This is a genomic window from Streptomyces sp. LZ34 (genome assembly GCF_053890475.1).
Map to the genome: position 1 here is coordinate 11,271,680 of NZ_CM132680.1, position 13,226 is coordinate 11,284,905.

Sequence of the window (13,226 nt, forward strand, 5' to 3'; positions counted from 1 at the left end):
CACGCCCCGCACACGAAGAGGCCCCTGCTCATCGAACAGAGACTCCCTTTGCCGCAACGCACTCATACACGGACGGCCCGCCGGAAGCTCTGCTTCCGGCGGGCCGTCCGTGTATGAGTGCGTTCAGCGAACCTGTCGGTGATCCACCGGATCAGGTCACTTCCCGTAGTACGCGTTGTAAAGCGAGATCGTCGACTTGTTGCCCTTCTTGTCGGCGATCTTGGCGTGGAACGAGATCCCCTTGCCCTTGGCCGGGTTCGTGACCGCAATCTTGCCGTTCTTGACGGTGACCTTCTTCCAGGTCTGGCCGTAGTCGTACGACACGTACACCGACAGGGACTTCAGGTTCGAGCCCGCTGCCGAGCCCTGGACGGTCACCGGGACGGAGACCTTCTTGTCGGCCGGAGCCCTGCTGTCCAGGCCGACGGCCGCGTCGAAGCGGATCGAGGACGCGGGCAGCTTGGCCAGGTCGGCCTTCTTGGAGCGGAAGGTCCAGCTGGCGTCGACGCGGGTGGAGGCCGCGGCGACCTTGACGCTGCGCTTGACCGAGGTGGTCAGTTTGTACGCGGCGTCACCGGCCGGAACCGTGAAGATACCCGCCCCTTCCAGTGGGTCGCTGTTCGAGCCGACCTTGGCGCCGTTGCGATAGAGGGTCGTGGTGACCGACGAGTAGAGCGAGGAACCGGAGTGGGTCTTGCCGTCGGTGAACACCGGCAGGTAGCCGTAAATGCCGTTGCCCTCGCGGTAGATACCGAGACTTGAGCCGACACGCGGGCCGAAGACCGCCGTGTTGAAGGTCTTCCCGTAGCTCTTGCCCGCCTTCAGGGTCTGCGGGGTGCCGAGCGTGTAGAAGGCCTCGACGATCGGGAAGCCGGACTCGTCGACCCCGCCGTGCTGCTCGAAGTCGAGTTTCCACTTCGCCCCGCCCGCGGTGGACAGGCGCAGCGTGCGCGTGCCGGGCAGCTTCTGCTGGACCCCGGGTGCAAAGGTGCTTGTACTGCCGGGCAGCTCGCCCCAGGCGTAGATCACGCCCTTCTTACCGCTCGACGAGGCGCCCAGACCGGTCTTCACCGTGGCCAGTTCACTCGCCTTGTAGCGCTTGGTGTAACCGGTGGCGAGCTGCTTGACCTTGCCGCCGGCGAGGGTGTCGTACTCCTCGGCGGGCTTGACCCAGTGACCGCCCCACTGCTGGTACAGGCTGCCGTCGGTGATCTGCGGGCCGGCGTGCGCGGTACGGAAGTTGGCGTACGAGTCCAGCCACCAGCCGTACGAGTTGCTGCCGTCCGGCACGCCGACGGTGTACAACGGCGTAGCGACCTCTGACTTCGCCGCCGCGTCGGGCACGGTGATGTCCACCGGCTTCGCGGTCCGCGCGTCCACCGTGATCGTGGCCTTCTTGGTGATGCTCAGCTTCGGCTGCGTCACCCAGTCGAAGCCCTTGGCGGGGTCATCCGGGTCGACGTGGACGGCCGAGTTGAAGATGTAACCGCCCTTGGGAAAGCGGACCTTGACGGTGCCGGACTCGTCGTAGGGCGAGTACCACTTGCCCTGTGCGAGCCCGGTGACACCGTCCAGTTCGGCGTTGTAGTACTTCGCCGGGTTGCCGTCACGGTCGATGAACTTGAGCGTGACGTCGTACGACTCCACCTCGCGCTGCACCGTCGCCGCCGTGCGTACGCTCTGGCCGCCGCCGGTGGCGGTCACGTACGCGGAGTAGGCGCCGTCGAGCGTGCCGCCCTGCTTCGTGTTGACCGTGAGGTCGGCGGAGGCCGAGCCGCCCGCCGGGACGGTCAGCGTCTTGGTGCCGAGCGTGAAGAAGCCGGCCGGTGCGGCCTGCCCCTTCGGGTCGGTGGCCGTCACCGCGAGGGTCAGCGTGACATCGGTCTTCCCGAGGTTCTTGTACGTGACCTTGTCGGTGACCGGCTTGTCGTCGGTGTGCGGCCACTGCTGGAGGCCGAAGCTCACCGACGTCGGGTCGGCGACCACGGTCTGCTTGATGGCCTTGTCGACCTGGATCCGGCCCGAACCCTGCTGGAACGGCGTGTACTTGTCGCCCTTCGCGGAGCCGGTCAGCGCACCCTTGAGCTGGGTGTACGTCCAGTCGGGGTGCTGCTGCTTCAGGATCGCCGCGGCGCCCGCGACATGCGGGGTGGCCATCGACGTACCCGAGATGCTCACGTAGCCGGGCGGCTTCTCGCCGACCTCCTGGGCTATGACGCTGCCCGGGGCCGAGGCGGCCGTGGTGTCCACGCCGGGTGCGGTCACGTCGGGCTTGATCTGCCCGTCGAGGCCGGGGCCCGTGCTGGAGAACGAGGCCAGCTTGTCGGTGTCGTCGACGGCGCCCACGGTGAGCGCGGCCTCCGCGCTGCCCGGGGAGCCGATCGTCTGCTCGCCGAAGTCGCCGTCGTTGCCCGCGGCGATGGCGAAGAGGACGCCCTTCTCCTTGGACAGCTTGTTGACCTGGGCCTCAAGCGGGTCGATGTCGGGGGTGTCCCCGCCGCCGAGGCTGAGGTTCACGACGTCGGCGCCCTGCTCGACCGCCCACTCCATGCCGGCGAGGATGCCGGAGTCGTCGCCGGAGCCGTCGTCGCCGAGCACCTTGCCGTTGAGCAGCTTGGCGCCCGGTGCGACGCCCTTGTACTTGCCCGCGGACTTGGCTCCCGTACCGGCCGCGATGGACGCGACGTGCGTGCCGTGGCCGTACTTGTCGGTCGCGTCGGGGGACGTGGAGAAGTTCTTCTCCCCGACCACCTGCTCCTTGAGGTCCGGGTGGGTCGCGTCGACACCGGTGTCGAGGACGGCGATCTTGACGCCCTTGCCGTTGTACCCGGCGGCCCACGCCTTGTCGGCGCCGATCTGCGGAACGGACTTGTCGAGGCTGGCCTTGCGGACCCCGTCGAGCCACACGTGGGCGATGCCGGAGGCGGTCTTCGCGCCGCCGGACGGCGTGTCGGTGACCGCGGCCCACAGGTCGGGCGCGTCGCCCTTGGGCGTCAGCACCGCGTCCGCGTTCAGCGACTTCAGGGTCCTGCGGACCTTGGTGTCGCCGGCCTCCCGGACGTCCGCCTTCGCCGCGGCGGCCGTGCCGCTGTAGCCGACGATCAGCTTGAGGCCCTGCTTCTGGGCCTTGCGGTTGGCCGACTTGTTGAGCTCGGTGACGTCGAAGAGCCGCTGGTCGAGTCTGCCGTCGGCTATCAGCCGTGCCGCGTCGGCCGGCACGACGAGGGTGTGCCCGTCGGCCTTGCGGATCTGGACGGGTATCCCCTCGCGGCCCTTGGCCCGCTCCAGGCCGATGACGCGGCCCTTGGCGTCGACGACGACACGGTCGCCGGTGATCAGGGTGACGCGGTGCTTGGGCGTGGTCTGTACGGCCTGGTCACCGGCCGTACGCTCGGGCTCCGCCGACGCCGGGCTGGTCATGCCCGCCGCCAGGGCCACGGCTGCCGCCGTGGCGATCGTGGCCGCGCACGCTCTTTTCACTTGTCTGCGCAAGTCTCCCCCTGGAGGCTATCTGAGAACTTGTTGTCTTCCGGGTGTAATCACTGGGTTTCTGCTGGTCAGGCGTAAATCTGCCGCCGACCGCTTCGCCATCGACGCGGTGTTCCTCATGTCGGCTCGTAAGGGCAAGGGTTCGCTTTCGCTCGCCCGCTCGGACCTCCCCATCGCTTGTGGCGTGATGATGGCCCGTCGTGCCCTTGAGCTTGACCAACTCGGCTCAGCACCCCCGCGTCACCGCAGACGCGCCCGAGGCTGGGGACCGCCATCGGTCACAGGCCGGAGCGGTGACTGACGACGGGCGCGTGCGGGAGGGGAAACCGTCCTGGCCGCGGCGGGGGCACGTTCAGCAACGGACATCGGTGGCAGGGCCTTTCAGCAGTGGCGAAGAGACTCGGCCAGCATGCCGGGACCTCGTTGACCGGTTGCTGATCCAACCTGACCGGCCGATCAGGAAGGCGGGCCGGCGCTGTGCGAGGCTGAACCGCATGCGCATCCTGGTGGTCGAAGACGAGGTGGACCTTGCCCACACCCTGCACACCGGTTTGACCGCCGAGGGCTACAGCGTCGACCTCGCCCATGACGGCCGGCAGGGACTGTGGATGGCCCGGACCGGCGAATACGCCCTTGTCGTGCTGGACTTGATGCTGCCCGGACTCAACGGCTACAAGGTCTGCGCCCAGTTGCGCCGGGAGGGCAACGCGACCCCCATCCTGGTCCTCACCGCCAAGGACGGGGAGTGGGATCAGGCGGAGGCCCTGGACACGGGGGCTGATGACTACCTGGCCAAGCCCTTCTCCTACGTGGTGCTCGTCGCACGGCTGCGGGCCCTGGTCAGACGAGCCGCCACGGTCGCCCCGCCCGTCCTTGCCGTGGGCGACCTCTCGTTGGATGTCGCCGGCCGGGTCTGCCGCCGGGCCGGGGCCCGGGTGGAACTCACACCCCGGGAGTTCGCCGTGCTGGAGCTGCTGGCCCGCCGGGCGGGCCAGGCGGTCTCCAAAACGGATCTGCTCTATCACGCGTGGCCCGACGAAGCCCGGGATCCCAACCTGGTGGAGGCGCGCGTCAGCGCGCTACGCAAGAAGGTGGACGCCGCGTTCCACCGGCAGTCCCTGCAGACCGTGCGGGGTACCGGCTACCGACTGGTGGATGACCGTGAACGCGACTGAGCCGCGACGCCGCTGGTGGCCGACCGTGAACGCGACCGGGCCGCGACGCCGCTGGTGGCCGCGTTCGGTACGAGCCCGCACGGCCCTGGCCGCCGCCTCGGCCGCCGCCGTCATCCTGGTCGGCATCGGCTGGTGGGTACACCACGACGTCTACCGCGAGAGCACGCAGATCGCCGAAGGGCAGGCGCAGGCACAATTCCGGGCTCTCGTCGATCAGGTGGAGGAGGGTGTGGTTCCCGTTCGCCGAAGCACCGTGCCGTACGAGGTCGTCGCGACCGACCGCCGCGGTGCTGTCGCCTACGGCGGAGGCATGGAGGAGTTCGATCCCGGCACCCGCCATGTGCTGCCCGCCCCGCCCAAGGCCGAGTTGCCCGCCCCACCAAATGACGAGCCGTCAGGCTGGGGCTATACGACCATTCCCACGCGCATGCCGACGCGCCCCGACTCCGAGCCCGGGGACCGGTTCGGCAAGGACGGTGGGACCTACCTGGTCATGTACCACGATGTCAGGGCCGATGAACTGAGCAGCGACAGAGTCGCCGCTCTGGGTGTCGCCGCCGACGCCCAACTGCGGGTCTATGTGGTGGTGCTGCCGCACGCAGCCGAGGACATCGCCGAAACAATCACCGAGGCCACCGACCGCCTGCTGCTGCGAGCCGGGCTCGTCAGCCTCGTACTGATCGCCGCCGTCACCTACTTCGCCGTCCGCATCGCGCTGCGGCCGGTCGAAGCCATCCGCGTCCTCACCGCCTCGGTCACCGCGAGCGACCCCCGCGAACGCGTCACCGTCCCCGCCACGGGACACGAGATCACCGCCCTGGCCACCACCATCAACACCACCCTCCAACGCCTCGACAACGCCGCCGCCCAGCAACGCCGCTTCGTCGCGGACGCCGCCCACGAACTACGCAGCCCCCTCACCACACTGCTGGCCAGCCTGGAAGTCGCGCTCGCCTACCCGGAACGTACCGACTGGCCCGCCGCAGCCACCACCGCCGCACGACAGACCCGCCGCCTCCACGCCCTCGCCGAAGACCTGCTGCTCCTCGCCCGCCTCGACACCCGCACCCCCATAGCCAGCCCCGACACCGTCGACCTGACAGCCCTCGCCTCCCGGCTGACCGAGCAATACCCCCTCACCGAACGACCGTTGACCCTCACCTGCGACAGCACCGCCCCCGCACACGCACACGGAAACCCCGACGAATACGAACGACTACTGCGCAACCTCATCGACAACGCCGCCCGCCACGCCGCACACCGCATCCACATCACCGTCCGGAACCAGGACGGCTGGGTCGACCTCACGGTGCACGACGACGGACCAGGCGTGCCCACTGAAGACGCCGAGCGCATCTTCGAACGCTTCGTCCGGCTCGACGACGCCCGCTCCCGCGACCAAGGCGGCACCGGCCTGGGCCTCGCCATTGCTCGCGACCTGGCCCACCGCCACAAAGGCACCCTCACCCTCACCCCCCGGACCCTCGGAGCATGCTTCCAACTACGCCTCCCCCAAGCCCCAACCCCAGCCGAGGAATAGCGCGCTTCACCCAGGCAGCACTGGCCACCTGATGAGACACCGGTGGTCGGCCCAGCGCAAACGGCACGGGCGCCGCCAATTGCATCGGATGCGAACTGGCGACAGTTGCTGTGTCGGCACCGGCGAGGGCGGACAACACCTCGCTGAACAGCGAGATCCCCGCCTTCAAGCCCCTGCTGGACACCATCGACCTGACCGACACGGTCATCACCGCCGATGCCCTGCACACCCAGCACGCCCACGGCGCCTACCTCCGTGAACGCGGCGCCCACTACATCGCCCAGGTCAAGGCCAACCACCCCGGCCTGTTCGACCGCGTCCGCCACCTGCCCTGGCGGGAGATCACGCTCGACCACCACGAGCGCACCCGTGCCCACCACCGCACGGAGATCCGGCGTCTGAAGACCACCGCCTTCGCCCACCTCGACTACCCCGACGCCCGCCAGGCCCTCCAAGTCGTCCGCTGGAGAAAGGACTTCACCACCGGCAAGCTCACCATCGAACGGGTCTACCTGATCACCAGCCTGCCGCCCGGCGTGGCGACCGGCGCCCAGCTCGCCGCCTGGATCAGAGGACATTGGAAGATCGAAAATCTTCTGCACCACGTCCGCGACCGAACGTTCCGCGAGGACGACTCCAAGATCCATATCGGCCGTCTCCCGCGTACCATGGCCAGCCTGCGCAACCTCGCCATCGGCGTCCACCGCCAGGGCGACCACACCAACATCGCCGCCGCCCTACGCCACACCGCCCGCGACTGCCGCAGACCCCTGACCGCCCTCGGCCTCACCGGATGAACCCGGACAGAAAGCGATCATGCAAGGGACCCTGTGGGAGAGGGTGAGGGTTTGGTCTGCGTTGTAGGTCTTGACGTTCGCCATGGTGCGTCTCCAACAGCAGGAAGATGTCTGTGAATCCGAGAGCGGTGGGAGGGGTCGTGTCGAAATGAAGATGACCCGAACGGACCACCCCGACATCTGTCGGCAAAACAATCCTGACCGAAACGCCCGTGACGCGGTCGCCGCGCATCGGAAAGGATACTTCTACATGTCCCCCGTGCCACGGCTCACCAGCAAGCTGGAGTCGGCCGGTCAGGAGTACGGCGTTGTCGGTGGTGATGCTGCCGACGAACTCAGCCGACTCAACGACAAGCGTTCCCTGAAGGTGTTCATGAAATAGCTGCTCGACTGCGGGAATTCCCAGCCGTTCGCCGGCTGTGGCGAACCTCCCGCTCTCCATGCACTCCATGAGGTCCATGCGGGACAGACCGTTCATGCCACACCTCCGGGGAACATACCGGTCACTTGGGAAGACGGAACAGGAGGAATCGGGTTGTGACCAATGCCGGCGAAGGAGACGTGTGCTCCAAGCCGACCTTGCGTCGTTGCCCGACTTCTATGTCACCCGGACCGCTTCTCTCTCGGCCGCCCGACGCCCCAGTAGAAGTCACATGGGAATCGGGGTCTGAGGAACATCCGTGTCAGATCGTGCGCTAAGCGTTCGTCGGTCCTGGTGGGGGGCCGACGGAGCGTCGCCGGTGGGGCCGGTGTGAAGTTGTTCCACGGATAACGCCCTATTATTCGGTTGCGGACGACGAGATCGGCGAGGCCCTGGAACTGCTGTGGGGTACCGCGGCGGTCTAATACCTGGAACGCCCGCCGGGCGGCGGTGCTGTCGTGGCTGGGCTGGTGCGAGGAGTACGGCTACGACGGGCCCGTCCGTCCCGGTCTGGGCGAAGCGGCTGGCGGTCCCGGACTCCGAGACCCCGGTCCGCTCGAAGGTGGCCGTGGACCGGCTTATCGCGCGGCGCGAGGTGCACCTGCGGGAGAAGACGCTGTGGCGGATGCTCTACGAGACCGCCGGGCGGGCCGAGGAGACCCTCGGCGTGAACATCGAGGACCTGGACCTCGCCGCCCGCCGCAGTCCCGAGCGCCCACGCCGCCCGGGGCGCAGTCGGCCAAGGCCCTCCGGGACCCGCGCACGCACAGAAGATCTTTCGTCCGGCGCTGTCCTCGCCGGCGGTAGCGTGGGTGCCCGCCAGGCTGGAGTCGACCGTGCCGAAGAAGCAGTCCACCGGCGCGCAGCGCGCCCGTGAGGCCGCGCGCCAGGGCGGCAAGTACACCCGAGTCCTCCGCGACGCCGCGGCCGCGACAGCCCATGTCGCCGAGCCGGACGACGGGTTCGGCGGCCACGAGTTCGAGTACGAGCAGGTGACCGACCTCTTCCGGGGCACGGAGTGCAGGGTCTACGAGGTGGTGGCCCGCGACACGGACGGACCGATCAAGCCGTGCACGGGCCTGGTCGGCTACGGCGGTGACACCGAGTGGGTCTACCTGCTGCTAAACTTGTTCTTTATGGTCTGAGTCGGTTTCGTTCGGTGATGCTCTCGGGTCGTTTCACGGTCTTGCCCACGTCGTAGCGGGTGGCGGGCCGCCGGTTCTTCGAGCCAAGTGGCCGTCCAGGGCCAGGAGTTGAGGGTATCGGTGCGCGGGCCGGGCAGTGCAGGTGCGGGCGGAGGTTCCGAAACCCTCGGCGGACTCGGGCCGGGGTGAGCCGGCCGGGCTCGGCGGGCTTCTCCCACGGCCGCCGCAAGTCGGCAGCGGCGTCGCGCAGAAGACGGATCTGGGTGTGCGCGGCGATGATCAGCCAGGTCCAGCGCTCGCTGGCCTCGGGGGTTCGCAGCTTCGGTCGGGTCCACCCGAGGGTCTGTTTCATCATCCTAAAGAGGTGTTCGATGTCGAATCTCCTCAGGAACGCCTGCCAGCGCACGTCGACGTCCTCGCTGTTCAGGCCGGTGGCGGACGACCAGAGCCAGAGCGGGAGCGGGTCGCCTCCGCCGGGCAGGCGGTCGACCTGGAGGCGGATCAGCGTGCCTTCGATGATGGGGAGTTCGCCGGTGTGGTCGATCCACGCGGAGCGGGTGGTCAGGCGGGGGTGGATGCGGTCCCAGGCCCTCGCGCGGGCGGTGCCGTACCGGTCGGTGACCTGCACGGTTGCCGCGTCCGACTCGCCCCAGGTCTCCGGCTTGGCGAAGCGGAACTCCTTGCCGTGCTTCGGCGGGCGCCCGCCCTGGGGATAGGCCAGGGCGTACTCCTTGAGCGAGGGCGTCGGCCGTCGCATCACCCGGTCCGACCGCATGCGTCCAAGGACCTCGACGGGGAGCCCGTCGAGGAGGTGGGCCATGCGCGGGGCGTCGTAGCCAGCGTCGAAGACAATGAGGATGTTGCGGTCGCCGAAGTGCCAGCGGCCCATCTCGATGAGGTCGGTGACCACCCGGCGGAGCTGGGCAGCGGTGACCCCGGCAACATCGTCCTCGGGTCCAAGACGGACGGCGTCCAGGAGCTGGCACCAGGACGTCCGGCCCGATTCGAGGGCGGCGACGAACGAGTACGGCCAGCCAGGGATGAACTGGTCCGAGGACCGTCCGCTGCGGCCGTAGACATGGCAGAACAAGCGGTCCGCGCTGGTCGGCGCGTCAGGTCGGAGCCAGTTGCTGACGTCGACGGCCAGGACCAGGCGCCCGTCGGCGGCCCGCGGCATCGGCAGACCAGCCAGCACCTGCCGCAGCCGGGGCACGTCCACGTTCCCGCTGTTCAACGCCTCGTACATCGCGCCGTGCCCACGCCGGTGCTCGGCCACCAGCGTCAGGTCTACCGGCGACGTCACCGGGCCATCCGCGCACAGCAACGCGTCCACCAACTCGAACAGCTCGTCCCCACGCATGGTCAGGCAGTCGAATAAGTCCTCCCGGAAGCGTGACGCTTGCGCGAACGCTTCCCCGGGACCGGCGTCAGGCAGCAGACTCACCCTCACGGCCTTCGTCTCGATCGGTGCACCTTGGTCGGAGCACATGATCAGACGAAGGCCGCCTCTACGTCCGGCGAACGCCCAGGTGAGCGGCCTAGTTCGAGGCCCATTTCGACACCGGACCCTCCGCGGGGCCGACAGCCGGGGATGACATCAGCCAGCAAACCGGCCGAAACCCTATGCGCCCACCGTGCCTTGCACGAATCGCCGAAGGTGCGCACGCACGGCGTCAGGCTGCTCCAGCCAAGGCTCGTGCCCAGCGCCCTCGATCCGCGTCAGCGGAAGATCGAGCCGGAGCGCAAGTGATTACAAGAGCCGACACAGGGCGGGGATCGTTGGCACCACCGAGGAGTTCCGTTCGCGCGGGCAGGCACGCGCGCAGCTCGGCAAGATGATCACCGAGCGGATCCGCGCGTCCTTCCCTGCCAAGTTCGCCATTCATAGTCCAGTTGACGGGGCGACGCCGCCGGGCGCCCTGCGCGGCCCAGTGCCACCCGCGTTCGGGATGGGCGTGGTCGGTGAACCAGGCCAGCGTGAGCAACTCGACTTCCTGTTCCTCCGTGCGGTCCGGCAACTCCTCCAAAGCGCGGAGCCGCTCCTGCTGTGCTGCGGACATACGGCGATCGCGCTCCGCTCGGTCCCCGGAGCGCCAATCACCGACGAACGGCCCGCACATCAACAGCATCGCGGCAACCCGGTCAGAGTGCGCCAGGCAGAACCGGCTCGCCAGGTTAGTGCCGTAGGAATGCCCAATCAGCACGGCCTTGGACACGTCCCATGCGTCGAGCAGCTCAGCGAGATCGTCGACATGCCGGGCGAGGGAATGGCGCCCCCGCCACGGCGACCGGCCCGTGCCGCGCTGGTCGTACCGGTACACGGGCGCAAGGTCCGCGACCATGGCGGCTACATCGCCCAGGTAGTCCGGCAGCCCCGGACCGCCATGGAGCATGACCACGGGCGGCCGCCGGGTGGTGTCTCCCAGCGCCATCCAGCGCAACTGCGCCTCGTCCGTCATCGACACGAGGCCCTGCGTCTCCATCAAGGTCACCGCGGAGAACCTACCGGTCTCACTGAGGCTCTGCCAAAGGTTAAAGAACAAGCTAAAAGCCTGTGTCTGAACTCCCAGTAGGGGGCCGAAACGTCCTCCGCGGGCAGCACCGACCGCATCGTTTACGAGGCGATCCGGAGGGGTGCGGCGGCAGGTAAGAATGAGGTCATGACCATGTGCAAGAAATGCGGTGTGCAAAAGCGCCGTTGGCCCCGTTCCTGCTCTCGGTGCCGTTCGGGGTCGGGCCGGGAGACCGCGGCCGCTGGCGCCGCCGACCTGGCCGTGCCAGCAGGACTGTTTGAGTGGATCTGGCGAGGATTAAAAGGAGTTGTCCGGCTGGTGCTGCGTACGCTCAACTGATTCGGTTCATTCCCGCTGACGAGCTGTGCAGCCGCAGGTCAGAACCTGGGTTCTAACCGAGAACCCGGCGCTGCCGTACAGCCGCGCGGCTTTCCTGGTGACCAGCGTCCGCAGCACCGGGATCGGCCGGGCACCGCGGTTCTCCTGGCGGGACGGGAGGCTGCTGGTCGATTCGGCTCCCAACGTCGTCGCCGAACTGGCCCGCCGGATCGAACCGCACGCTCGTCAGTTGGACCGCGAACCCGAGCCGATTGTGTGACCGCACATGCTCATCCGTCAGGAACTCGGGGTGGGACTGGGACGTCATCGAGGGAACGCCGGTGAGTTCCGTCTGGAGTTGCTCTCGGAACCACATGAGCGAGGGGGCCGGCCTGGAAGCTGACTAGAAGCATGGCGCTAGGGATAACACACCGCTGCGCAACGCTGTTGCGGTATGCGGGTGTTGCCCTGCTAGGCGAGTTTCGGTTCTCAACCTGAAGGAGAGGGCACTCGATGATTTCTAGTGAGATCGAAAGCGTATCTGAGGCGGAATGGGAGGGTCTCGCCGCCGCGATCGGACGTCCTGTCAGTGAAATAAAGGCGGCCCTGCAATCCGTAGATGAGTCCTCCGAGTCCTTTGTTGTCCCGCTGGAGCTCCTGAAGAAGGAGTATGAATTCCCCCTTATCCCGGGCGTGCTGGCCTTCAAGGTCTCGGCGGAGTACACGGGCGGTGACGACTGGAAGGCTGATGTAACCTTCAAGATTCTGGTGTTCGGGAAGGAGTGTTACTCCCAGAAGTTCGTTGACTTCTCGAAGGAGAAGAAGGTCGTCCATATCAAGCCCGGAGCGTTTGTGTTCCATGCTGATTTGGAATTCGGGTTCTATGGCGAGAGGTACTGCTTCGGGTTGCACGGGGAGGTGAAAGTGATTGGGTTCAAGAAGAAGGAATTCAGTTTCGACGACGTGTTCTGCCTCTATTAACTGAGAGCCGTAAGGGAAGGGCCCGCAGCGACTGGGTGAACGGGGCCCGCTCCTGAGCGGACTCGTGCGGCGGTTCGGCGGGCGGGGACGGGAAACCGACGTCCGAAAGGGCGCACGGTGTCCCGTCCCCGTCACCAACCTCCGCCACGGCGATGACCATCACAGCTGGTGACGTTCACGGCTGGTGACGATCACGGGGCGCGGCGTAACAGCTGGCCACTTTGGGGCTGGGGACGGTTTCCGGCGTCAGGCCGGACCGATGACCTTCTTGCGCATGTGCCCGTAGACCACCGACGTCCGTACGTCGGCGAGTTCCGGACGCTTCGTCAGCTTGTCCAGGACCACCGAGTGCAGGTGGTCGGTGTCGCGGACGGCGACGTGCACCAGGAAATCGTCGTTCCCGGTGAGGACGAAGATCGAGATGACCTCGGGCATCTGCTCCAGGAAGGTCTGGAAGGCCTCGATCACCGCACGCGTCGGCGGGCGGACCCGCACGGCGATCACGGCTTGCAGCCCGCGGCCGATCGCCGTGAGGTCGGCCTCCGCGTGGAATCCCGTCAGGATGCCACTCCTGCGCAGCGACCGGATCCGCTCCAGACACGTGGACGGGGCGATACCGAGTGCCTGGGCCATGTCCCGGTTGGTGCGCCGACCGTCCTCCTGGAGCATCCGCACCAACGCCGAATCTAGTTCGTCCACGCTTGCCTCACCCCGCCGGATTCCGAAGGTAATTCGGATTCTACGCATAACAGTCGATGATCTTGTTAGCCTCCTCCCGCATTGGCTGACGTTCGTTCGGTCATGGTGTGTTCGGTGGCAGTGGGTAGTGGAGGGGCGACTTCAGGTG

11 protein-coding genes and 1 pseudogene are annotated in these 13,226 nt (G+C 67.5%); 8 read left to right on the top strand and 4 right to left on the bottom strand.

The features are described 5' to 3' along the window. Positions 1-156: 156 nt before the first annotated feature. Positions 157-3,480, bottom strand: coding sequence for a S8 family peptidase (locus ACWY4P_RS48700; protein WP_456207212.1), 3,324 nt, complete (start codon positions 3,478-3,480; stop codon positions 157-159). Positions 3,481-3,983: 503 nt separating this feature from the next. Here ACWY4P_RS48700 and ACWY4P_RS48705 point away from each other — a divergent pair. The 6 genes and pseudogenes from ACWY4P_RS48705 to ACWY4P_RS48730 all read left to right on the top strand — a co-directional run bounded on the left by ACWY4P_RS48705 (position 3,984) and on the right by ACWY4P_RS48730 (position 8,567). After that, positions 3,984-4,664, top strand: coding sequence for a response regulator transcription factor (locus tag ACWY4P_RS48705; RefSeq protein ID WP_456206765.1), 681 nt, complete (start codon positions 3,984-3,986; stop codon positions 4,662-4,664). 25 nt (positions 4,665-4,689) lie between these two features. Continuing rightward, positions 4,690-6,204: a sensor histidine kinase gene (locus tag ACWY4P_RS48710; protein WP_456213308.1), complete on the top strand. Its 1,515-nt coding sequence runs from the start codon at positions 4,690-4,692 to the stop codon at positions 6,202-6,204. 110 nt (positions 6,205-6,314) lie between these two features. Continuing rightward, positions 6,315-7,001, top strand: coding sequence for an ISAs1 family transposase (locus ACWY4P_RS48715; RefSeq protein WP_456207213.1), 687 nt, complete (start codon positions 6,315-6,317; stop codon positions 6,999-7,001). A gap of 70 nt (positions 7,002-7,071) precedes the next feature. After that, complete coding sequence (locus ACWY4P_RS48720) at positions 7,072-7,383, top strand: hypothetical protein (RefSeq protein ID WP_456207214.1); 312 nt, start codon at positions 7,072-7,074, stop codon at positions 7,381-7,383. A 392-nt stretch (positions 7,384-7,775) separates the two neighbouring features. Further along, positions 7,776-8,176, top strand: a pseudogene (locus tag ACWY4P_RS48725) (integrase/recombinase); the annotation flags it as partial. 58 nt (positions 8,177-8,234) lie between these two features. Next, a complete protein-coding gene (locus ACWY4P_RS48730) occupies positions 8,235-8,567 on the top strand; it encodes a hypothetical protein (RefSeq protein ID WP_456213382.1) in 333 nt (110 codons plus the stop codon). Here the strand turns inward: ACWY4P_RS48730 and ACWY4P_RS48735 are convergent. Both ACWY4P_RS48735 and ACWY4P_RS48740 read right to left on the bottom strand, forming a co-directional pair. After that, positions 8,557-10,011: an NF041680 family putative transposase gene (locus ACWY4P_RS48735; RefSeq protein WP_456202808.1), complete on the bottom strand. Its 1,455-nt coding sequence runs from the start codon at positions 10,009-10,011 to the stop codon at positions 8,557-8,559. The two genes, ACWY4P_RS48730 and ACWY4P_RS48735, sit on opposite strands and share 11 nt — an antisense overlap. A 229-nt stretch (positions 10,012-10,240) precedes the next feature. Next, entirely contained in the window at positions 10,241-11,050 is an 810-nt protein-coding gene (locus ACWY4P_RS48740) for an alpha/beta fold hydrolase (protein WP_456213062.1), read from the bottom strand. Between the two features lie 394 nt (positions 11,051-11,444). Between ACWY4P_RS48740 and ACWY4P_RS48745 the strand changes: the two genes are divergently transcribed. Together ACWY4P_RS48745 and ACWY4P_RS48750 are read left to right on the top strand one after the other, a co-directional pair. Further along, entirely contained in the window at positions 11,445-11,678 is a 234-nt protein-coding gene (locus tag ACWY4P_RS48745; protein WP_456207215.1) for a hypothetical protein, read from the top strand. Between the two features lie 233 nt (positions 11,679-11,911). Next, positions 11,912-12,379 (top strand): hypothetical protein, encoded by a 468-nt coding sequence (locus ACWY4P_RS48750; RefSeq protein ID WP_456207216.1) that lies wholly within the window; start codon positions 11,912-11,914, stop codon positions 12,377-12,379. 246 nt (positions 12,380-12,625) lie between these two features. On the opposite strand, the gene ACWY4P_RS48755 is transcribed toward ACWY4P_RS48750, so the two are convergent. Next, positions 12,626-13,078, bottom strand: coding sequence for an Lrp/AsnC family transcriptional regulator (locus ACWY4P_RS48755; RefSeq protein WP_456207217.1), 453 nt, complete (start codon positions 13,076-13,078; stop codon positions 12,626-12,628). Positions 13,079-13,226 lie beyond the last annotated feature (148 nt).

What these genes read in the sequence shown, in the direction of transcription:
- ACWY4P_RS48750 (WP_456207216.1), top strand. Translation starts at nt 11,912, where the DNA reads ATGATTTCTAGTGAGATCGAAAGCGTATCTGAGGCGGAATGGGAGGGT.
- ACWY4P_RS48740 (WP_456213062.1), bottom strand. Translation starts at nt 11,050, where the DNA reads ATGGAGACGCAGGGCCTCGTGTCGATGACGGACGAGGCGCAGTTGCGC.
- ACWY4P_RS48705 (WP_456206765.1), top strand. Translation starts at nt 3,984, where the DNA reads ATGCGCATCCTGGTGGTCGAAGACGAGGTGGACCTTGCCCACACCCTG.